This is a genomic window from Streptomyces sp. NPDC093225 (genome assembly GCF_044753805.1).
In the GTDB taxonomy this organism is placed as follows: domain Bacteria; phylum Actinomycetota; class Actinomycetes; order Streptomycetales; family Streptomycetaceae; genus Streptomyces.
The window spans coordinates 139,059-160,511 of record NZ_JBIVNX010000008.1 but is presented as its reverse complement, the minus strand read 5'-3'; the positions used below and the strand labels follow the sequence as shown (position 1 = coordinate 160,511).

The 21,453-nt window shown below is 75.0% G+C and carries 18 protein-coding genes; 11 read left to right on the top strand and 7 right to left on the bottom strand.

The window, feature by feature from the left end:
- Positions 1–1,595: DUF6777 domain-containing protein (locus tag ACIQCH_RS10500; protein WP_402580074.1), on the bottom strand; the 1,595-nt coding region annotated here is incomplete at its 3' end.
- Between the two features lie 359 nt (positions 1,596–1,954).
- Between ACIQCH_RS10500 and ACIQCH_RS10495 the strand changes: the two genes are divergently transcribed.
- From ACIQCH_RS10495 to ACIQCH_RS10485, 3 genes are read left to right on the top strand one after another with little or no spacing between them, the layout of a single operon-like run.
- Positions 1,955–2,197, top strand: coding sequence for a ferredoxin (locus ACIQCH_RS10495; RefSeq protein WP_402580190.1), 243 nt, complete (start codon positions 1,955–1,957; stop codon positions 2,195–2,197).
- A complete protein-coding gene (locus ACIQCH_RS10490; protein WP_402580072.1) occupies positions 2,190–3,581 on the top strand; it encodes an NAD(P)/FAD-dependent oxidoreductase in 1,392 nt (463 codons plus the stop codon). Before ACIQCH_RS10495 ends, ACIQCH_RS10490 begins: the two co-directional genes overlap by 8 nt.
- Positions 3,582–3,613: 32 nt before the next feature.
- Positions 3,614–4,861 carry a cytochrome P450 gene (locus ACIQCH_RS10485; protein WP_402580070.1) on the top strand — a complete coding sequence of 416 codons (1,248 nt, stop codon included), beginning with the start codon at positions 3,614–3,616 and terminating at the stop codon, positions 4,859–4,861.
- A 102-nt stretch (positions 4,862–4,963) separates the two neighbouring features.
- On the opposite strand, the gene ACIQCH_RS10480 is transcribed toward ACIQCH_RS10485, so the two are convergent.
- The 3 genes from ACIQCH_RS10480 to ACIQCH_RS10470 all read right to left on the bottom strand — a co-directional run bounded on the left by ACIQCH_RS10480 (position 4,964) and on the right by ACIQCH_RS10470 (position 6,956).
- On the bottom strand, positions 4,964–5,692 hold the full coding sequence (locus tag ACIQCH_RS10480) for an SOS response-associated peptidase (RefSeq protein WP_402580188.1): 729 nt from the start codon (positions 5,690–5,692) through the stop codon (positions 4,964–4,966).
- A gap of 280 nt (positions 5,693–5,972) precedes the next feature.
- Positions 5,973–6,602, bottom strand: coding sequence for a hypothetical protein (locus tag ACIQCH_RS10475; protein ID WP_402580068.1), 630 nt, complete (start codon positions 6,600–6,602; stop codon positions 5,973–5,975).
- 117 nt (positions 6,603–6,719) lie between these two features.
- Entirely contained in the window at positions 6,720–6,956 is a 237-nt protein-coding gene (locus ACIQCH_RS10470; protein ID WP_402580066.1) for a hypothetical protein, read from the bottom strand.
- Between the two features lie 182 nt (positions 6,957–7,138).
- Here ACIQCH_RS10470 and puuE point away from each other — a divergent pair, with 182 nt between their 5' ends.
- The 3 genes from puuE (at position 7,139) to ACIQCH_RS10455 (ending at position 10,196) form a co-directional block, all read left to right on the top strand.
- Positions 7,139–8,053 carry an allantoinase PuuE gene (gene puuE / locus ACIQCH_RS10465; RefSeq protein WP_402580064.1) on the top strand — a complete coding sequence of 305 codons (915 nt, stop codon included), beginning with the start codon at positions 7,139–7,141 and terminating at the stop codon, positions 8,051–8,053.
- Between the two features lie 143 nt (positions 8,054–8,196).
- Positions 8,197–9,519: a sensor histidine kinase gene (locus ACIQCH_RS10460; protein WP_402580062.1), complete on the top strand. Its 1,323-nt coding sequence runs from the start codon at positions 8,197–8,199 to the stop codon at positions 9,517–9,519.
- Positions 9,516–10,196, top strand: a complete 681-nt coding sequence (locus ACIQCH_RS10455; protein ID WP_402580060.1) for a response regulator — start codon at positions 9,516–9,518, stop codon at positions 10,194–10,196. The genes ACIQCH_RS10460 and ACIQCH_RS10455 overlap by 4 nt, the downstream gene beginning before the upstream one ends.
- 155 nt (positions 10,197–10,351) lie before the next feature.
- On the opposite strand, the gene ACIQCH_RS10450 is transcribed toward ACIQCH_RS10455, so the two are convergent.
- The gene (locus ACIQCH_RS10450; protein WP_402580058.1) at positions 10,352–12,604 is read right to left on the bottom strand and encodes an MMPL family transporter; all 2,253 of its coding nucleotides are present in this window, start codon (positions 12,602–12,604) and stop codon (positions 10,352–10,354) included.
- A gap of 175 nt (positions 12,605–12,779) precedes the next feature.
- Here ACIQCH_RS10450 and ACIQCH_RS10445 point away from each other — a divergent pair, with 175 nt between their 5' ends.
- The 4 genes from ACIQCH_RS10445 (at position 12,780) to ACIQCH_RS10430 (ending at position 17,247) form a co-directional block, all read left to right on the top strand.
- Complete coding sequence (locus ACIQCH_RS10445; RefSeq protein WP_402580056.1) at positions 12,780–13,952, top strand: sensor histidine kinase; 1,173 nt, start codon at positions 12,780–12,782, stop codon at positions 13,950–13,952.
- Positions 13,927–14,589, top strand: a complete 663-nt coding sequence (locus tag ACIQCH_RS10440) for a response regulator transcription factor (RefSeq protein ID WP_030832911.1) — start codon at positions 13,927–13,929, stop codon at positions 14,587–14,589. The genes ACIQCH_RS10445 and ACIQCH_RS10440 overlap by 26 nt, the downstream gene beginning before the upstream one ends.
- Before the next feature lie 430 nt (positions 14,590–15,019).
- A complete protein-coding gene (locus tag ACIQCH_RS10435) occupies positions 15,020–16,045 on the top strand; it encodes an alpha/beta hydrolase (protein ID WP_402580053.1) in 1,026 nt (341 codons plus the stop codon).
- A complete protein-coding gene (locus tag ACIQCH_RS10430) occupies positions 16,042–17,247 on the top strand; it encodes an acyltransferase (RefSeq protein WP_402580051.1) in 1,206 nt (401 codons plus the stop codon). The genes ACIQCH_RS10435 and ACIQCH_RS10430 overlap by 4 nt, the downstream gene beginning before the upstream one ends.
- A 25-nt stretch (positions 17,248–17,272) precedes the next feature.
- Here the strand turns inward: ACIQCH_RS10430 and ACIQCH_RS10425 are convergent, their stop codons facing one another.
- Both ACIQCH_RS10425 and ACIQCH_RS10420 read right to left on the bottom strand, forming a co-directional pair.
- Positions 17,273–17,635: a helix-turn-helix transcriptional regulator gene (locus ACIQCH_RS10425; protein WP_030199943.1), complete on the bottom strand. Its 363-nt coding sequence runs from the start codon at positions 17,633–17,635 to the stop codon at positions 17,273–17,275.
- Between the two features lie 187 nt (positions 17,636–17,822).
- A complete protein-coding gene (locus ACIQCH_RS10420; protein ID WP_402580049.1) occupies positions 17,823–18,197 on the bottom strand; it encodes a hypothetical protein in 375 nt (124 codons plus the stop codon).
- Between the two features lie 348 nt (positions 18,198–18,545).
- Between ACIQCH_RS10420 and ACIQCH_RS10415 the strand changes: the two genes are divergently transcribed.
- Positions 18,546–21,383, top strand: a complete 2,838-nt coding sequence (locus ACIQCH_RS10415; protein ID WP_402580047.1) for a LuxR C-terminal-related transcriptional regulator — start codon at positions 18,546–18,548, stop codon at positions 21,381–21,383.
- The last annotated feature ends 70 nt before the right edge of the window (positions 21,384–21,453 follow it).

Sequence of the window (21,453 nt, the reverse complement as noted above, 5' to 3'; positions counted from 1 at the left end):
GCGGGTTCCTTCGCCGGCTCGCCTTCCGAGTCCTGGCCGGGGGCCTTCTCCGGCTTCTGGCCCTGCGGGTGGCCGGGGTCCTGTGCGGGATCCTTCGCGGACTCCTTCGCCGCCTCCTTCGCGGGTTCCTTCGCCGGCTCGCCTTCCGAGTCCTGGCCGGGGGCCTTCTCCGGCTTCTGGCCCTGCGGGTGGCCGGGGTCCTGTGCGGGATCCTTCACGGGGTCCTTCGCCGGGGGCTGTCCGGTGTCGCCCTTCGACTTCTGTTCCGTCTTCCCGCCGGGGTCCTTCGCGGTTTCCTTCTCGGGAGGGGGTGCCGGATCCTTGCCGGGCTCCGGGTGCGGGACGTGGTTCTGGTTCTGGTTCTGGCCCGGCTGCTGGTTCTGCTGCTGGGGCGGAGCCTGGTTCTGGTTCTGGTTCTGGTTCTGGTTTCCGGCCGGGTTCTGGTCCTGGTCCTGGGGCCGGTTCGCGTCGTCCGTGCCCCGTCCGGGGACCTGGTCCGGCGCGTGGGGCTGCTCCTGCGGGCGGGGCGAGGGCAGCGCCGGGCCGGGGGCGTCGGCGGGCCGGCCCTCCGGGGGCGGCGCCGGGCGGTCGTGCGCGCCCCGGACGTCGCCGCTGCGCCGCTCGTACCAGCCCTTGCTGCCCTTGTCGTACATCGTGACGGTCTTCACCGGCTTGACCGCCGGCCTGACCGCGACGACGTCGGTGGACCGGAACGCCGACCACTCCGTACCGCTGTACGTCTGCGCACCCCTGCCCGCGACGGGTGGCGTCAGCGGGTTGCCGCAGGCGCAGCGGACCCTGGGCACGCCGCGGTCGTCGACCAGGACGGCCGTGCCGGCCTGCAGGACCGCCTGGTAGCCCGTGGCACGGCTGCCGTCGAACCCGTGGTTGGTGACCCGGGTGTCCCAGCCCAGCCGGACCGGTGTCAGCGACCGCAGGTACGCGGGGACGGCGGACTGCGGGATCCCCAGCGGGGCGGCGAAGGCCCGGCCCTTGTCCCCGTGCCGGGTGAGGAAGTCGATCTGGCGCTCCACGTCGCAGCTGGCGACGTTGCGCGTGCCGCCGTAGAGGCCGGGGTGCGCCCCGTCGACCTCCAGCGCGCGGGCGCCCTGCATCCTCCGGTCGGTGCCACCGGCGGTCGCCGGGGTGATGTCGCCGGCCGTGGTCTCCCCCGCGGTCGAGGGCGTGAACGGATCGGGGCCTGCGGCCGAGGCGGACTGGAGGAAGATCTCCCCGCCGGCCGCTTGGTTGCCGGACATCAGGGTGAGGGCGAGCACGGCGGCCGTTCCGACGACCACCGCGGTGCCGGCGCTCAACAGGGTCCTGCGCGGCCGCCTGCGGCGGGTCGCGCGCCCGGGCCCGTCGGGGTCGCCGGGTCCACCGGCCGCCGGGCCCGGCGGCCCGGGTGGCGGCGGTGGTCCGGATGGTGGCGGGGTCCCCGCGGGCAGCGCGGAGCCGGGCGGCGGTCCGCCGGTCGGCAGGGACCCGGCGGGCGGCGGGGGCGGCGGTGCGGGCAGCTCGTGCGTGGAGCGGCCGGAGAGCGGGCCCGACGGGGGCCCGGTCGGGCGGCCGGACGAGGGGGGCAGGGAGGTCATGACGCGCTCCCCTCGGTGGAGGGTGTCGGGGGAATGGCAGCGTGCCGCATCTTCGTGCTCCTTCACGGTGGGTGCGGGCCTCGACGGTGTGTGCGGGCGTCCGGTCCTTGCCGTGCGCGGGCCCCACGTCCTTCGAGTAAGCCCCCGGCCGCGAGGGGCGTCACGTCGCGATTTCTCGGGGCTTGACAACGGGCGCCGGGCCGGCCCGGGAGGCGTCGCGCGGGGTGGGGGCGGGGACGGGCGGGGCCGGGCGCGGCCGAGGGGGTCACTCCACCGGCCCGTCCGGGCGCGCCTCGGCCGGCTTCCCGGCACAGGCTTGGTACAGGGGAGTCCCAGGCCACGAAAGGACCCGTACCTTGCTGAGGCTCGTAGTCGATCTCAACCGCTGCCAGGGATACGCGCAGTGCGCCTTCCTGGCACCGGACGTCTTTGCGATGCACGGAGAGGAGGGCCTGCTCTACGACCCCCAGGCCCAGGAAGCGCAGCGCGCCCGGGTCCTGCAGGCGGCGGCCGCGTGCCCCGTGCAGGCCATCCTGATCGACGAACCGGACCTCGCGGCCACGTCGGCCGTCGGTTCGAACGAGGCGGCCACCGATGCCTGACAGTTCCCTCGAACAGCTCAGACGCGAGGGCCGCATCGTCGTGGTCGGCGCCTCGCTGGCCGGTCTGCGCGCCGCCGAGACGCTCCGCGAGAAGGGCTTCGCGGGCACCCTCACCATGATCGGCGACGAACCGTACGACCCCTACGACCGCCCGCCACTGTCGAAGCAGGTGCTGCTCGGCCACGCCGACGCCGCGCGCACCGCCCTGCCCCGCCGCCGCGTCGTCGACGCCGACTGGCGCCTGGGCGTGGCGGCCACCGGTCTGGACATGGCGGCCCGGCGAGTGCGCCTGGACGACGGCCAGGAGGTCCCGTACGACCGCCTCCTCATCGCGACCGGCGTACGGGCCCGGCCCTGGCCCAATCCGGCGGAGGCGGAGCTGGACGGCGTCTTCGTGCTGCGCACCCGCGACGACGGCGTCGGCCTCTCCCGCCGGCTGGCCGCGGGCCCCCGCCGCGTCCTCGTCATCGGTGCCGGCTTCACCGGCTCCGAGATCGCCTCCGCGTGCCGCGAACGGGGCCTGGAGGTCACGGTCGCCGAACGCGCGGACGCCCCGCTGGTCGGCGCCCTCGGCGGCGTGATCGGCCAGGTCGCCGCCGACCTCCAGCGGGAGAACGGCGTCGACCTGCGCACCGGAGTGATGGTCACCCGCCTGGAGGGCGACTCCGCCGGCCGGGTCCGGGCCGCGCACTTCTCGGACGGCACCAGCGTGGAGGCCGACGTCGTCGTGGTGGGCCTCGGTGCCGTCCGCAACACCGAGTGGCTGGCCGGCTCCGGCCTCGGCGCCGGACCGCGCGGCATCGCCTGCGACGCCGGCTGCCGCGCCTTCGACATCCGGGGCATCGTCACCGACGACATCTTCGTCGCCGGCGACGTGGCCCGTTCCCCGCACCCGCTCTTCGGCTACCAGTTCCTCTCGCTGGAGCACTGGGGCAACGCCGTCTCGCAGGCCGAGACCGCCGCGCACAACATGCTCAGCGAGAGCACCGAGCGGCGCCCGCACATGTGGGTCCCCGCCTTCTGGTCGAGCCAGTTCGGGGTCAACATCAAGTCCGTCGGCGTGCCGTCCATGGGCACCGAAGTCATGATCACCCAGGGTTCCCTGGCCGAGCGGCGCTTCGCCGCCGTCTACGGCTACCAGGGGCGCGTCATCGGCGCCGTCACCTTCGACAACACCCGCTGGCTCGAGTTCTACGAGCGGCAGATCGAGATCACGGCACCGTTCCCGCCGCCGTACGACACCGTCGACCGGCGCCCCGAAGGCCGGCGACCCGTCTCGGCCGACTTCCCCGACCCCTCGGTCCCCACCCACGGGCCCACCATCACCCTGAGCGGCTACTCGCCGGCCGATCGGCGGATGGAATTCACCCCCGCCGGGCACTGACCCGCCGACCCGGCCCCCGGAGGAGCCTCCCCATGCCCCAAGACATCCTGCGCCGCATCCTCGACCCCGCCAGCCGCGCCGACCCGTACCCGCTGTACGAGGAGCTGCGCAAGACCCCCGTCTACCACGACGGCGACGGGCCGTACGCGATCAGCCACTACCACGACATCCGCGCCCTGCTCCACGACCCGCGGCTCAGCTCCGACCCGCGCAACCGGACCGCCGTCGGAAACGACCCGCTGGCCGATGCCGAGGATGAGGAGTCCACCGCCCTACCGACCCCCTTCCTCCGGCTCGACCCGCCGGAGCACGACCGGCTTCGGCGCATGACCAACCGCCCCTTCGGGCCCCCGCACTCGCCGCACCGCGTCGACTCCATGCGGCCCGAACTCCACACGATCGTCAAGGACCTCATCGACGGCATCGGCGACCCGGGCGACGTCGACGTGGTCGAGCAGTTCTCGTACCCGTTCCCGGTGACCGTGATCTGCCGGCTGCTGGGTGTGCCGCACGAGGACGAGTCCCGCTTCCACGTCTGGGCCGACACCCTGGCCGCCAGTCTCGACCCGGACCCCGACTCCGACCCCGTCGAACGGGCCAAGGTCTCCCAGGGCGCCCGCATGGAGCTCGGCATGTACCTGGCCGGGCTGATCGAGGAGCGCCGCAAGAAGCCCGGCGACGACATGCTCTCCCAGCTGGCCGCGGGCGGCGGCGGCAAGGGCGAGGACGGGCCCATGTCCACCATGGAGCTGCTGAGCACCGCGGCGCTGCTGCTGATCGCCGGCCACGAGACGACGGTCAACCTCATCACCAACGGCATGCTCACCCTCCTGCGCCACCCGGAGGTCCTGGCGGACCTGCGCGCCAACCCGGGCCTCGCGGTGCCCCTGGTGGAAGAACTCCTGCGCTACGAGCCCCCCGTGCAGCTCCTCCCGGGCCGCACCGCGCTCTCCGACATCGAGGTCCGCGGGGTCACCATCCCGAAGGGCTCCACGATGTGGCTGGTGGTGGCCTCCGGCAACCGCGACCCGGAGCGCTTCGCGGATCCGCACCGCTTCGACCCCTACCGGAAGGACATCCAGCACCTCGGGCTGGGCAGCGGCATCCACAGCTGCTTCGGCGCTCCACTGGCCCGTCTCGAGGCCCAGATGGCGCTGTCGGAGCTGGCCCGCCGGCTGGAGAACCCGCGCCTCGTGGCGGACCCGCCGCCGTACCGGCAGAACGCGGTGCTGCGCGGCCCGCGCCACCTGCGCATCACCTGCGACGGCATCCGCCCCTGACGCGGCACCGGAGCCCCTGACCGGGCGCGTGCGGCCGTCGGCCGGCGCGCCCGGTTCCGTCTTCGCGCTCCGTTCGGTCCGCGTGATCTGCCGGTTCCGCGCCTACACCGGTTCCAGGAGGTGGGGGCCGTTGTTGCGGACGCTGTTGACCGCGGTGGAGACCGCCGTCGCGGTCAGGCGACCGTCGGCGGGGGTGTGCAGCAGGGCGCGCAGGTCGTCCGTGTGCTGGTGGGCGGGGTCGAGCCAGGTCGCGTAGTCGTCGGGGTGGAGGGCGAGGGGCATCCGGGGGTGGATGCGGCCCGCCTCGTCGGTGGCCTCGGTGGTGAGGATCGTGGCGGTGGTGAGCCAGGCCGCCGGATCGTCGTCGTCCTCGACGGACTTGTCGCGCCAGAACTCGTACAGGCCCGCCATCGCCATGACGCCGTCGTCCGCGGGGCGGATGAAGTACGGCTGCTTGTAGGCCTTCGCCGTGCCGCTGGCGGGCACCGCGACCCACTCGTAGAAGCCGTCCGCCGGCAGCAGGCAGCGCCGCCGGGTGAACGCCTTGCGGTAGGCGGGCTTCTCGTGCACCGTCTCCACCCGGGCGTTGATCATCCGGGAGCCGACGGAGGGGTCCTTCGCCCAGGAGGGCACCAGGCCCCACTTCACGGGGCGCAGGCGCCGCAGGACCTCGCCCGTGCCCTTGTCGACGCGTTCGAGGACGGTCCACACCTCGTCCGTCGGCGCCACGTTCCACGAAGGGCCCGGCACGCCGCGGTCGGGGTCGAGTTCGGCCTCGAAGAGGCCGGCCAGGTCTTCGGGAGCCCGTGAGGAGGCGTATCGGCCACACATGCCTCCACTGTCCCACCCGGCACGGCCGCGGCGCAGCGGCTCGGCGGGACCGGTCACCAGGACTCCTCCGCGCCGGGCCCCGCGCACCACCAGGAGGAGCAACAGGAACACGGGCAGCAGGAACAGCTCCCGCCCTCCGTCGAGCAGCGCGCTCAGGTCGAACTCGATGCCGGTGACGACGTAGAACAGCGGTACCGGGAAGCCGAACCCCACGGCCCCCACCTCGGACAGCACCAGCGCGCTGCTCGCGCGCTGCGGCGTCCCCGGCCGCCCGGCCGGGTCAGCTGCCGAACCACACGGTCAGCCGGACGTTCTCGTCGCCGTGCCGGGCGGCGAGCGTCCGCATGACGGTCCAGACCGGCTCCCACTCCCCGTCGACCGGGATCGCCTCACGCCGCGTCATGCGCCCGATGCGGTACAGGCGGTCCTCGCCGTCCCGCCATTCCGTGCCCTCCGGCCAGTCGTGGTCCTCGTACCGGAAGAGCCTGCCGGGGTCGCGCCGCCTTTCCAGTCCGGTGACTTCGGCGACCCGCGCGCTCCAGGAGGCCTTGCCCGCCATCACCCAGCCGCCGTCCGCGGTGCGGCGGTACTCGTGGATGCGGGCGTCCACCTGCTCGGCCGGCTCCGACCAGTCGATCCGCCCGATCTCCGCCCAGCTGATCCAGGTGGTGTCGTGGGCGTCGGTCCCCCAGTCCTCGACCCGGGCGCGTACGGTCGACGAGGCGTCGGGCGGCAGGCCGCGGCGCTCGGCGAGGGCCCGGAACCCCGCGAAGTTGCGCACGCCGAAGAGGCAGCCGAAGGCGTCGTAGTCCCGCCCGTCGTACAGCAGGTCGAGGTCGATGGCGGCCTGCCACGGCTCTTCGCCGTACTCGGCAGAGCATTCGACGAACCCGTAGATGTCTGTTCCCATGCGCCGTGATTCTGCGGGCCGGCCGGGGGCTCGCGCCACGGGGTTTCCGACGGCGCCGGCGGGTCCGGGGCCCGGGCAGCCGGGGCCGCCCGCCGCGGGCGGCTCAGTGCGGGCGGCTCAGTGCGGGGTCCAGGTGAACTTGCCCCCTCCCACCCACCGGACCTCTTCCAGGTCGTCGAGGTCGTGGATCGGGACGCCCGATTCGGCCGCGATCAGCAGCACGTCGGTCATCGACATCGCCCTGCCGACGAACTCTCCGTCGACCTCGACGATGCGGAAGGGCGGATTGGCGGGCTGGACACCCAGGACGGTGATCCGCGCCGGAGAGAGATGAGGAGTCGAGCCTTCGGTCATGCGAGAACGGTTCCACGCCGGGACCCGCGGCGCATCCCGCGCCGTGCCCGGACCGCCGTCCGTGTCGACGCGCGGGGCCCGTGACGTGTCGTGGAGCGCTCGTACGGACGGCCTCGCGACGCGGCTGCCCTGCGAGGCCCGCCTTCCCGGTACGGCGGGCGGACAGCGGTAGGGTGCCGCCCGTGTCCGAGCAACAGCGCGACCTGGTCGGGTACGGTGCCGAGCCGCCGCACGCCGGCTGGCCCGGCGGTGCCCGGGTCGCCGTCAGCCTCGTCCTCAACTACGAGGAGGGCGGCGAGCAGAACGTCCTGGAGGGCGACGCCGCCTCCGAGGGCTACCTGCACGAGATCGTCGGCGCTCCGCCGGTGGTGGGCGGGCGCGACCTGAACGTCGAGTCGATGTTCGCGTACGGCTCGCGCGCCGGCTTCTGGCGCCTCCACCGCACGCTCACGGCCCACCGCGTGCCGGTGACGGTCCACGGGGTGGGGCAGGCCCTGGAGCGCAATCCGGACGCGGCGCGGGCGATGGGCGCGGCCGGCTGGGAGGTCGCGGGCCACGGCTGGCGCTGGATCGACTACCGGCACGTGCCCGAGGACGTCGAGCGCGCCGACATCGCGCGGACGGTCGCGACGGTCGAGCGGCTCGTGGGGCGCCGGCCCGTGGGCTGGTACACCGGCCGCACGAGCTCCCGCACCCGGAACCTGATCGCCGGGGCGGGCGGCTTCCTCTACGACTCCGACGACTATTCGGACGACCTGCCGTTCTACGTGGAGGCGGCCGGCCGGCCGCACCTCGTGGTGCCGTACTGCCTGGACGCGAACGACTTCAAGTTCCTGATCGTGCACGGCTTCACCACCGCCGGCGACATGCTCGACTACCTCGTCGACACGTACGACGCCCTGCACGCCGAGGGCGCCGACCGCCCGCGCATGATGAGCGTCGGCCTGCACTGCCGGATCACCGGCCGGCCCGGCCGCGTCCGCGCCCTCGACGGGTTCCTCAAGCACGTCGCGCAGCTCGGCGGCGGGTGGACCGCCACCCGCGAGCAGATCGCGCGCCACTGGCTGGCCACGCACCCGCCCCTGCCCCGGCCCTGAACCGGCGTCCCGGTGCTCCGGCGCCGGGGCCCGCCCCACCTTCACCGCGGTTCGTGGAGCCCGCCCCCTACCGGGGTACGGCCCGGGGGGGGTACCCCGGTATGACGTGCCGGTGCCCGCGCGGTACATACGCTGGCCGGACCATGAAGGATGAGAAGCGGCGTCGGCCGCGCGCGTCACAGGCAGGGGCCCGGGCCCGGGAGTCGCTGCGGAGTTCCGCGGTGGCCCTCGCCGCGCCCACCGGTCCCGGCGAGGCCCTGTTCGCCCGGGCGTCGTCCGCGTGGGTGCGGTGGCTGCCGTACGGGGTGGCGCTGGCGTTCGTCGCGTCGCTGCTGCCCGTCACCGTCACCGTCCTGGTGCAGGACTACCACGTGGACGGCGCCCTCGCCGGCGCCCTCGCCACCGCGCAGACCGCGCCGCTGGTGCTCGCCGTCACCCGGCCGCTGCGGGCCTGGTGGATCGTCTTCGCCGGGGACGTCGCGGGCGGGTTCGCGATGCTGGCCGCCTCCGGTGTGGACGGCCGGCCCTGGCCGTGGACGCCCATGGTCGTCGTCGGCTACCTCGCGCTGATGCTGGCCCTCGGGCTGCGGGAGTCCCGGCGCGTCCTGATCGGGGTGTGGCTCGCGACCGGTGCGGCGGGGGCGGTCTTCGAGATGGTCTCGCCGGACCGCGCGGGCGGGGTGACCGTGCTGCTCTTCGTGCTCAGCGGCGCCGTGCTGCTGCTCACCGCGACGCTGCGCGGGCGCGGCGAGGCCGAGTGGCGGCTGGTGGAGCAGGAGACGATCAGCGAGGCCGAACGGTCCCGCCGGACGCTCCTGGAGGAGCGCGCCCGGATCGCCCGCGAGCTGCACGACGTGGTGGCCCACCACATGTCGGTGATCACCGTGCAGGCGGACTCCGCCCCGTACCGGATCCCGGACCTTCCCGATGCGGCCCGCGAGGAGTTCGCGACGATCGCGGCCGGGGCCCGCGAGTCGCTCGCCGAGATGCGGCGGCTGCTGGCGGTGCTGCGCAGCGAGGGCGCGGAGGGCGAGCGGGCGCCGCAGCCGGGCCTGGACCGGGTGCAGCACCTGGTCGAGGCGACCGTACGGGCCGGCGTGCCGGCCGAGTTGTCGCTGGCCGGTGACCTCCGGGAGCACGGCGAACTGCCGCAGGCGGTGGAGCTGTCGGCGTACCGGATCGTGCAGGAGGCGCTGGCGAACGTGGTCCGGCACGCGCCGGGCGCCGCGACCCGGGTGTCCGTGCGCGGGGACGCGGAGGGCTGGTTGGACGTCCTGGTCGTCAACGGGCCCGCCGCCGAGCCGGCCGCCCCGGTGGAGCACGGCCCCGGCGCCGGCCACGGCCTCGTCGGCATGCGCGAGCGCGTACGGTTGACCGGCGGCTCGCTCGACGCCGGGCCGCTGCCGGACGGGGGCTTCCGGGTCGCCGCCCGGCTGCCGCTGACCGTTCCGAAGGGCGCCCCGTGACCATCCGCGTGATCATCGTCGACGACCAGGCCATGGTGCGGGCGGGCTTCGCCGCCCTGCTGTCCGCGCAGTCCGACATCGACGTGGTGGGCGAGGCGCCGGACGGCCGGCGGGGCGTCGACGTGGCCCGCGCCACGCACCCCGACGTGGTCCTGATGGACGTGCGGATGCCCGAGCTGGACGGGCTCGCGGCAGCGCGGGAGATCCTCGACCCCCCGCCGGGGGTGGTCCACCGGCCCAAGGTGCTGATGCTCACCACCTTCGACGTGGACGACTACGTGTACGAGGCGCTGCGCGCCGGGGCCTCCGGGTTCCTGTTGAAGGACGCGCCGCCGGCCGACCTGATCTCCGCGGTGCGGGTGGTCGCGGCCGGTGAGGCGCTGCTGGCGCCCTCGGTGACCCGGCGGCTGATCGCCGACTTCGCGGCCTCCCGGCCCGCGCCGCGCACCGACCGGGTCGCGCTGCGCCTCAACGGGCTGACGCCGCGGGAGACGGAGGTGCTGGAGCTGATCGCCCGGGGGCTGTCCAACCAGGAGATCGCCGGACACCTGGTGCTCGCCGAGCAGACGGTGAAGACGCACATCGGGCGGGTGCTGGCCAAGCTGGACCTGCGCGACCGCGCCCAGGCGGTGATCTTCGCCTACGAGTCGGGGTTGGTTACGCCTGGGGGGCGGTAGGGGGTGGCCGGCGCGGTGGGGCGTAGCCGGCCCGGTGGGTGCCAGGGCGCGTATCGAGTCGTGATCAATGAGGGACGTGTGATCACGACTCGACGTGCACCTGGGTGACGCGCGCAGTGCCGGACGCCAACGGCGGGCAGGCGTCGGGTCAACGGTCAAGCAGCCGCGGACGCGGCCTCACCCGTGGATTCCGCGTCGGTGTCGTCGGCGCCGACCGGGCCGCGGGGAAGCATCCGGTCCAGCCACTTCGGCAGCCACCAGTTGGTCCGGCCGAGGAGTGTCATGGTCGCCGGTACCAGCACCATGCGGACGACCGTGGCGTCGATGAAGATCGCGGTGGCCAGGCCGAGCCCGAACATCTTGGTGGAGGGGTCGTTGGCGACGGCGAAGGACAGGAAGACCGCCACCATGATGAGGGCGGCCGAGGTGATGATCCGGGCGGTGCCCGAGACGCCCTCGACGACCGCCGTGCCGTTGTCGCCGGTGCGCAGGTACTCCTCGCGTACGCGGGAGAGGAGGAACACCTCGTAGTCCATCGACAGTCCGAACAGGATGGCGAAGAGGAACATCGGGATGAACGACACGATCGGAACCGTCGCTTCCAGCCCGATGAGCGCGCCTCCCCAGCCCCACTGGAAGACCGCGACCATGACGCCGTAGGCCGCGCCGATGCTCAGCAGGTTCAGCAGTACCGCCTTGAGCGGTACGAGTACCGAGCGGAAGACCAGCATCAGCAGCAGGAACGACATCGCCAGCACGGTGGCGACGAGCACCGGCAGGCGTTGGCTGGTGCGTCGGCCCACGTCGGACAGGCTCGCGGCGGCGCCGCCGACGTGGGCCCTGGCCGGGCCGTGCCCGATCGCCGTGGGCAGCACGTCGGTGCGCAGCCGGGCGATGGTGTCGACCGTGGCCTCGTCCTGAGGGCTGCTGGTCGGGAACACCACGAGGGTCGCGATGCCGGTGGCCCGATCGACGTGCGTCGGCGCGACGGACGCGATGCCCGGATCCGCCGCGACCGCCCCGGCGAGTCGGTCCAGCACTCCCGGATCACCGGCGGGGTCCGCGGCGATGACGAGGGGACCGTTGGTGCCCGGGCCGAACCCCTCGGCGACGAGGTCGTAGGCCCGGCGCTCGGTACGGCTGGGGGGCATCGAACCGTCGTCGGGCAGGCCGACGCGCAGGCCGAGCACGGGCAGCGTCGCGGTCAGCAGCAGCCCCGCCGCGCCGACCGCGTACGGCACCGGGTGCCGGCTGACGTGCCCGATCCAGCGCCGCCAACCGGCGGCGGGGACGGCGTCCGGCGCCGCGCCCTGCCGTCGGAAGAGCCGCCCGGCCCGAAGAGCCCGGCCGATCCGGCCGGCCCGGCCCAGACGCGGGCCCGCCGCGCCGAGGAAGGCCGGCAGCAGCGTCACCGACGCGACCACCATGGTCAGGACGACGATCGAGACGGCGAACCCGCCCACCGTCATGAACGGTACGTTCGCGACCGCCAGGCCGAGGATCGACACGACGACGGTGCCGCCGGCGAAGACCACCGGCCGCCCCGCCGTGGCCACCGCTCGTCCGGCCGCCTCGTGCGGATCGAGCCCGCGCGCGAGGTACTCCCGGTGCCTGGCGAGCACGAACAGCGCGTAGTCGATGCCCACTCCGAGCCCGACCATGCTGCCCAGGACCGGTGCGAAGGTCGGGACGTCCGTCACCCCCGCCAGTACCGTCATCGTGGCGACCCCGACGGTCAGCCCGAAGACCGCCATGCCGATCGGCAGCGCGGCGGCGACGAGCGAACCGAACGCCAGGAACAGGATCGCGGCCGCGGCGAGGAGGCCGATCAGCTCGCTCGCGCCGCCGTCGGGGTCGGAGAAGGCGTAGAAGAGGTTCCCGCCCATCTCGATGCGCAGGGGCAGTTCGGCGCGCAGCCGGTCGCCGAGAGCGACGAGGGCGTGGAGGTCGTCGGCCGACAGCCGGCTCTGGTCGGGGTACTGCACCCGGACCACCGCGATCCGCCCGTCGGCCGAGACGAGGCCGCCGCGCACGGCGGTGTCCCCGCGTGCGTCGAGTGCCCCCGCCGGGTCGCTCGTGCCGAGCACGTGCGGCAGCCGCTTCACCTCGGTCTGCAGCCGCGTGAGGGCGGTGCGCGCGCTGCCGTGGTCGAAGAACGTCGCACCGTCGTCGAGGGGGGTGACGACCACTTGGGCGGTCATCCCCTCCTGGCCGGTGCCGGCCCGCTCGATCAGTTCAGCGGCCCGCTGGGAGTCCAGCCCCGGAGCGGTCATCGAGTCCGCGGTCCGCCCGCCGAAGGCGACGGCGGCGAGGACGGCGAGCGCGGCGGCGATCAGCCATGCCCCGATCACCCGCCAGGGATGGCGGGCAGCGCTTGCGCCCAGGCGCAACAGGGCTTTCGAGAGCATCGGGTCCTCCAACCACCTCGTCGGCCGTCCTTGTACGGCCGCCGATGCCGAGGCTCGTCGCCACGGCGCTCCGCGGCATCGGCCCGCGGGCCGCGGATCCGTCGGCCCCGGGACGGAGTGACGACCCGTCCTTTCGGCCGATGCGCGACACGGCTCGGTCCCTACGCTGAGAACCGTGCTCCGAGACGACGTGCGAACCCTGTGGACAGAGCCCCGGCCGGCCGACGCGCCCGCCCGGGTGCGGCGGGACTGGGCGCTGCTCGCCGCGTGCCTTGCCGGTGTGGTGCTGGAGGCCAGCCTGCGCGAGAACGTCGTGTGGCGGCCGGTGGCGGTGGTGTTCGCCGTATGGCTGTGCCTGCTGCCCCTGTGGCGCCGGACCCGCCCGCTCGCGATGGTCACGCTGGCGTTCGGCTCGGTGGCCCTGCTTCAGGTGGCCTCGCTCGTCGCCGCACCGCGCGAGCCCGTCGGCCTGTACACCGGCGCGGTCGTGCTCGTGCTGGTGTACGCGCTGCCCCGGTGGGGATCGGGACGGGAGATCGTACTGGGCGGCGCGGTGATCGTCGCGGCGTGCGCCCTGTGTGCCTTCACGGACGAGACCCCGGTCGTCGAACAGATCGTGGGCTTCGTCTTCGGGCTGCTGCCCGGCGTGGTCGGGGCCGCCGTGCGGTTCCGGGTGACCGCTCGCGAGCGGCAGTTGGACCAGGTGCGCTCCCGCGAGCGCGAGCAGCTCGCCCGGGAACTGCACGACACGGTGGCCCACCACGTGTCGGCCATGGTGATCATCGCCCAGGCGGGCCGGGTGCTCGCGGGCGCCGACCCGTCCGCCGCCGTCGAGGCGCTGGAGGGGGTCGAGGAGGAAGGGGCGCGCACGCTGGAGGAGATGCGCGCCATGGTCGCCGCGCTGCGCGACCGCGGGGTCGGCGCCGAGCTGGCGCCGCCTGCCGGCGTCGCGGATCTGGAGCGCCTGGTACGCACCCCGGGTGGTCGCCTCAGGGTCGACCTGGGGCTCGTCGGCGAGCTGGACGCGCTGCCCCCGGCCGTGGACGCGGCCGTCTACCGGATCGTGCAGGAGTCGGTGACCAACGCGGTGCGCCACGCGGTCGACGCGACCGAGGTCGTCGTCCGGGTCGCCGCCGAACGGCACATGGTGCGGGTGAGCGTGCGCGACAACGGCCGGCGCACCGGCCGGGGTCGCGACGGATACGGACTTACCGGATTGCGCGAGCGCGCGACGCTGCTCGGCGGCACACTACGAGCCGGCCCGGGAACCGACCGGGGCTGGCACGTCGACGCCGAACTGCCGAGAGCGAGGAGCGAGAGCGGTGTCCATTCGCGTCCTCGTCGCTGACGACCAGACGATCATCCGCACCGGGTTGCGGATCATGCTGAACGCCCAGCCCGGCATCGAGGTGGTCGGCGAGGCCGCCGACGGGCGGGAGGCGGTCCGTCTGGCCCGCGAACTGCGCCCCGACGTCTGCCTGTTCGACATCCGCATGCCCGTCCTCGACGGGCTCGAGGCCACCCGGCTGGTCGCCGGCCCGGGCGTCGCAGACCCGCTGGCCGTGGTCGTCATCACCACGTTCGACCTCGACGAGTACGTCTACGGCGCGCTGCGTGCCGGCGCCCGCGGATTCCTCCTCAAGGACACGGGACCGGACCTGCTGGCCCAGGCCGTACGGTCGGCGTCCGGCGGTGAGGCGCTCATTGCCCCCAGCGTCACGGTCCGTCTGCTCCAGGCGTTCGCGGACCTGCCCGCCGGCCGGCCCGTGGCCCAGCCGGTCTCCCCCGTCACCGCCCGCGAGGAGCAGGTGCTCCTCGCCGTCGCCCGCGGGCTGACCAACACCGAGATCGCCGATGCACTGCACATCAGCCTCAGCACGGTGAAGACGCATCTGGCCAGCCTGATGGCCAAACTCGGCGCCCGCAACCGGGTCGAGATCGCGATGTGGGCCTACGAAACGCGCCGTATCCTCCCCGGAACCTGAGCCGGGTGCCGGACACACCCGATACGACAGGGGTGCGTTGCTCGGGTGGTGTCGGGCGGCTCGCTTCGAGGGGCGCGCCCTGTGGTGTGTGGGTCCCCCGGCGCTTGACGGGGGCGGCCTGCAGGGCCCTGTGGCAGGCCCACCCCTGGGGCTTCGAGGCCTTCGGCCACCCCAGGCCAGGGCCTGCCTCCGGACCAGCCTGCCACCCCCGTCAAGCGCCTCCCCCACACACCACACGGGGTCGGGGAGTGGGGCGGTGTGGGGGTGGGGCGGGGGAAAACCCCACCTCTGGAGGGAGGTTCGCCGCTCCTCCACCCCCTACTGGGGTATGAGCGCGTAGTTGGCGCTGCGGTGTGACGTGTCGTGCACCAACGGCTTCCTACCTTCCTGTCGCCGACGACGAGCGGGACAGGAACGGAAGGGGAGGGCCATGCGCCGGTTGACGAGGACGCGGATCGCGGGGGTGCGCAGGGCGAGGGGCCGGATCGCGCGGACCGTGGTCGCCGCCGTGCTGACGGCCTCGGCGGTGGCCGGCACCGCGGGCTGGGTGTCCGGGGCCGGGCAGCGGCCGGTGACCGGGCCGCCCGTGGGCACGGCGGCGTGGCGGGCCGCGGGCCTGCCCGACCCGGAGCGCATGACACCGGATCAGATCGCCCAGTACTTCGAGGGATTGGGGCTGCGGCGGCAGCAGGAGCTGGTCCGCTCGCACCCGGACGTGGTCGGGAACCTCGACGGCGCGCCGGTCGCCGTGCGGTACGCCGCCAACGCCCGTACCGCCGGGGCGCGGTTCGCCGGCCGGCAGGTCCTCGCCTACGACCCGCGGGGCCGCGGCCAGGCCGTGCTCGTGTACGGCGATCTCGGCACGGCGCGGAACGTGGCGGTGGTCGTGCCCGGGTCGGACGTGGACGCCGGGAACCTGGCGTCGCTGACCCGCAAGGCCACCGCCCTGCGCGGGGCCGCCGGCGCCCGGACCGCGGTGGTCGCGTGGGCCGGCTACACCACGCCGGTCGGGGTCGGCCTCGACGCCGCGGGCGGGGAGCTGGCCGAGGCCGGTGCGGACCGGCTCGCCCGGTTCACGGACGGCCTGCGGGCCGTCGGCGCCGCCTCGCCGGCGCTGTTCTGCCACAGCTACGGCTCGGTGGTCTGCGGACTCGCCGCCCCTCGGCTGGCGGCCCGGGACCTGGTCGCCATCGCCTCCCCCGGCATGCGGGCGGACACCGCCGCCGACCTGGGCACCACGGCCCGGGTGTGGGCCGCCAAGGACCCGACCGACTGGATCGACCTGGTCCCCGCGGTCGAGTTCGCCGGGCTGGGCCACGGGGCCGACCCCGCCGGACCCGGGTTCGGGGCCCGCCCCGTACCGGCCGCCGACGCACGCGGTCACGACGGCTATTTCGCGCCCGGTACCGCCTCGCTGCGCGCGTTCGCCGCCATCGCGGACGGAGCGGCCCGATGAAGGCGCTGCGCGCGACGGCCCGCAGGATCGAGGCCGGTACGCCGGCCCACCGCGACCGCGCGATCGACGGGCTGCGTGCCCTGGCGCTGGTCGCCGTACCCACCGGGCACTGGCTGCTCGGCGGCTTCACCCGCTCGCCCGACGGCGCGCTCCACAACGCCAGTCCGCTGTCCGCCTTCGGCGGGCTGGCGCCGGCCAGTTGGTTCCTGCAGATGCTCGGGATCTTCTTCCTGGTCGGGGGCTACGCCTCCGTGCTCTCCTTCCGCCGCCACCAGGGCCCCGCGGGTACGTGGCTGCGGGGCCGGATCGCCCGCCTCGGGCGGCCCGTGCTCGGGGTCACCGCGGTCTGGGCGGCCCTGCTCCCGCTGCTGCACTTCGGCCTGGCGGTGCCGGGCGACACCCTCAGGACGGCGTCGACGCTGGTGGTGCAGCCGCTGTGGTTCGTGGGGGTGTACACGGTGGTGACGGCGCTGACCCCGTACTGCGTGCGGGCCGCCCGCCGGCTCGGCGCGTGGGCCGCGGCGCCGCTGCTCGGGTCGGTCGCCGCCGTGGACTTCCTGCGCTACGGACCGTACGCCGATGCCGTGCCGTCCTGGCTGGGCGTCCTCAACGTGCTGCCCGGCTGGCTCTTCGCGTACCAGCTCGGCGTCTCGTGGGGCGAGGGCCGGGTCGCCCGCCGCCACGCGTGGGGCCTGCTGCTCGGCGGCGCCGCGCTGTTCGCCGCGCTGCTGGTCTGGTTCGGCTACCCCGCGTCGATGGTGGGTGTGCCCGGGGAGGCCCGGACCAACTCCCATCCGCCGTCGCTCCTCGTCCTGGCCCTCGCGGCGGTGCAGAGCGGTGCCGCGGTCCTGCTGCGCGAGCGGATCGGCCGGCTGCTGCGGCGGCCGGCGCTGTGGGCACCGGTGGTCGTGGTCAACCTGTCGGCGATGACGATCCTGTGCTGGCACCAGAGCGCCATGCTGGCGGCCGCGGTCCCCGCCTCGTACGCGGGCGGGGCGGCCGGTCTGGTCGGGGCGCCCGACTCGGTCGGCTGGATCCTGGCCCGCCTGGCCTGGCTGCCGCTGTTCGCCGGGCTGCTCGTCCTGATCGGGCGGTACGCGCGGGTCTTCGAGTCCCCGTGGACGCGGGCCGGCGCCGTCCGGCGGGCGGTGGCGGGCGTGCTCGCGGCGGGGTTCGCCGTCTTCGCGCTGGGATTGGCCTGAGCGGTCGGCCCGGGACCGGCCGCCGTCAGGTGCGGACCGGGTCCGGCGCCGGGGCGACCGGCTGGCCCTGCCGGAGCTCGGCCAGGAGTTCGTTGCGGCCGGCCAGCATCTCGGTCAGGATGCGCCGCGCGGCCCGGAGCAGGTCGGCCACGTCCCCGCCGGCCAGGGCGTAGGTGACCGTGGAGCCCTCGCGGGTGGACACGACGATGCCGGAGCGGCGCAGGACGGCCAGCTGTTGGGAGAGGTTGGACGCCTCCACGTCGATCTCGGCCAGCAGGTCCCGCACCGGCATGGGTCCGGCCTGGAGGAGTTCGAGCACGCGGATGCGGACCGGGTGGCCGAGCATCCGGAAGAACTCGGCCTTCGCCTGGTACAGCGGCACCTGCATAGTCACGACGCTCCTGCTGCTCCTCGGACCGTTGCCACGGCCGCGCCTCCCACACCGGGGACCTGCCTCCGGTCCCATCGTCGCGTCCCGCCGGCCCACGCGCACCCGAAGTTGACCGGTTTCGGATGTGTCGAGTTGAAGATGTCTTCAACTCATGGGCATGCGTGGGCCAAGCGGGACGTTCGCGTCAGACCTCGAGTTCGGCCTCGATGCGGCGGAGCTGGTGGCGGGCCATGGCGAGGTTGGACTTCCCCTTGTCGAGCACGAGGTAGAGGAACAGGCCGCTGCCGCTGCGGCTGCGCAGCAGCCGGATGAGGTGGTACTGGCCGCCCAGCGTGATCAGCACGTCCTCCAGGTCGTCCTGGAGGCCCAGCATCTCCATGGTCCTGACCTTGGCACGGATCACGTCGGTGTTGCCGGCCGCGGCAACCGTCAGGTCCAGGTCCTTGCCACCGCCGAGCGTGCCGAGGGCCATGCCGCTGGTGTAGTCCACCAGCGCCACCCCCAGGGCGCCGTCGATCGAGGTCATCGCTTCCTTGAGCGAAACTTCCACGTTGGCCATGGTCGTCCTCCACACTGCTTTCGCCGTCACCGGCATCGGTTCTTTCGAAACGGGACGCTACCGATCGCCCGGCGCCGAGCGGCCGGATCCACGAATTCGGCGAAAAACGATCGGTCCCGACCGAGCCACGACGGCGTCGGCTCCCCCCGGTTCCGGCCGGTATGGCCGTAACTGTTGGATTCCGCCACGGAACTGACTGAAGATCACCTCTTGCCGGTCCCGCACACGGCGCAGGATGCGAGGGGCACGACCGGAAGCGCCCCGGGCGTCCGTCCCTCCCCCACCGAAGAACGGGCCCGGGCGCCGCACGGGTGGGCGGGAGGGGACGGAGTGACGGGAGAGGACAGAGTGGCGCAGATACGGCCGCGGACCCAGGCGCACGCGCAGGCACGGGGTCAGATCCGGGCACGTCCGCAGGACCGGCCGTGCCCGCCGGCCACCCGGGCCGCTGCCCGGCCGCTTGCCGAACGCGACGAGGTGCTCCGGGCCGCGGCGGAGGCCACGGCCGCCGCCCGGGCGGGGCGGGGCGGCTGGCTGCTGCTGCGGGCGCCCGCCGGACGCGGCCGGACCGCGGTCCTGGACGAGGTGGTCCGGCGGGAGACCCGGGACGGCTCCGTGCTGGCCCGGCGGGCGCAGTCCGCGGCCGAGGAGTCGGGCTTCCCCTTCGCCCTGGTCCGCCAGCTCTTCCCCGTCACGGACGACCGCATCCCGTTCGACGCGCCGGACGCGGGCCACGAGGAGCGGGCCTTCCACCGCCTCGTGGCCCGGCTGGCCGGTGCGGGGGAGGCCGGGTCCGGTGCCCCGCGCCCCGTGCTCCTCGCGGTGGACGACGTACAGCACGCCGACGCGGTGTCCCGGCGCTGGCTCGGGTACCTGGCCCGGCGGGTCGCGGGGCTGCCGGTCGTGCTGCTGCTCACCGAGTGCGGCGACCCCTCGGACGTCACCTGGCTCCCCCGGGCCGGTGGCGCCGTCCACACGCTGCCCCCGCTCGGGCCGGACGCGGTCGCCGCGCTCGCCGCCGGGCACGGCCTGGACGCCGACCGGGCCCGCACCTGCGCGGCCGCGAGCGCCGGTAACCCCGCGCTGGTCCAGGCGCTGCTCGCCGACCTCGCGGAAGGCCCGCTGCCCCGCCCCGCGGGCAGCGCGGCGGGGAGCCGCTACCGGGACCGGCTCGTGCACTGGCTCCGGAACCGCGCCGACGAGCCCTCCCGGCGGTTCTGCCTCGCCCTCGCCGCCCTCGCCCGGGGCGAACCGGCCGCGTCCTCCGTCGCGCGGGTGGCGGCCCTGCTGCCCGAGTCGGAGGTGCCTCCCGCGGCCACGGCCGGGCGCCTCGCGCAGGTCTTCGCCCACCCCCTCGCGCACGAGGCGGCGCTGGCCGCGGCGCGGCCCGACGAACTGGCCGCCCTGCACACCGGCATCGCCCGGCGCCTCCACGAACGCGGCGCCCCCGCCGCGGTCGTGGCCGCCCGTCTGCTGCTGCTCGACCGCCCCGGTGCGCCGTGGATGGTCCACGCCCTGGAGGAGGCGGCCGACGAGGCGGCCCGGCACGGCCGTACCGCCGGAGCCGCCTCCCTGCTCCGGCACGCGCTGCGCGGCTCCCTCGATCCGGGCCGGCGCGCGGCCCTCACCCTGCGCCTGGGCGCCTGGGAGTTCCCGCACAGCGCGGACGCCGGCATCCGCAGCCTGCGCGCCGGCCTGGAACTGCACCCGGACCGCCGCGAGAGCGCCGCCGCGGCGCCCGCCCTGGGCGCGGCCCTCGTGGCGCGCGGCCGCACGGACACCGCGCTGCGGGTCCTGGACCAGGCGCGCTCGGGTGCGGACGACGACCTCGTCCACGTCCTGCGGGCGGTCACGGCGCTCGTCTCCTCCCACGACGCGACCGCCTGGCGGCACGCGGTCGCGGGGCTGCGCGCGCTGGCGTCCACGGCCCCGGCGCCCGTGGAGCCGCTGGTCTGCGGTCTGATCACCGAGTACGAGGTGGGCGCCGGCCTCGTCCCGGCGGCCGAGGCGGTCGCCCGGGTACGGGCCCGTCTGTCCTCCCCCGTCCATCCCGGGGTGCGCACGGCCTGGCTGGGCAGCGCCGCCACGCTCCTGCAGTGGGCCGACCGGCTGGACGAGGTCCGGGCCCTGGTCGACGGCTGCCTGCCCGCGGCGCCCGTGCCGCCCGACCTCACCGACGTCGGCGTGCAGTGCCTGCTCAGCGTCCGCGCCGAAGCCGCGCTCTGGGCGGGGGACTTCCGACGGGTGCTGGCCGAGAACGTCCCGCTGGTGGCGGACTGCACCGCACGCGGGGTGCGACTGCCCCACCTGGTCGCCATGGTCGCACTGGCGCACCACGAACTCGGCGCGTCCGCGCGGGCCCGCGCGATGGTGACCGCCGCCGGTGCGGCCTACGCCGACAGTTCCTGGGAGTGGAACGAGCTGCGCTACGCACGGGCCCGCCTGCACGCCGACTCGGGCGACTGGCAGGCTGCCCTCGACGACTACCTGGCCTGCGGTGCCGGGCAGGACGCACGCGACTTCGTCAGCCCCGTCGCGACCCCGTGGCGCTCCGGGGCCGCCCTCGCCCTGGCGGCCCTCGGACGCACCGCCCGGGCCCGGGAGCTCGCCGCGGAGGAGCTCCGCCACGCGCGCGACTGGGGAACGGCGCGCACCGTCGCGAGGGCGCTGTACGGCTGCGCCGCGGCCGCGGGCGGGCGGCCGGCCCTGGACCTCCTCGCGGAGGCGGCCGGGCTGCTCGCCGACGCGCCGGCGCCGGTGGAGCGGGTGGAGACCCTCATCGCGCTGGGGCGCGCCCGGATCGGGGCCGGTCTCGGCCGCAGGGGCCGGGAGGACCTGCGCGAGGCCCACGCCCAGGCGCTCGCGCTGGTGTCACGCGGCGGCGCCGAGGACCCCGTACCCGCGGCCGGACGTCTGGTCCGGGCGGCCGAGGAGGCCCTCGGCCTCGCGAACGCGCGCCGGGCGCCGCGTGCCCGGACCGGCCGGGACGCCCTCACGGCCGCGGAGTGGCGGGTGGTCGAACTCGCGGTGCAGGGAAGGACGAACGCCGAGATCTGCGACGGCCTGCACCTCGCCCGCCGCACCGTGGAGACCCACCTGACCAGTGCCTACCGCAAGCTCGACGTGGCCAGCCGGACCCAGCTCGCGGCGCGGCTGGGCGGGGCGGGGGCGGCGCCGCCCGACTGAGCCCCGTGGTGCCGTGTTCGTGGTCTTCCACGATGCCCGGTGCGGGGGCGGCCCGGCAGGGTGGTGGACG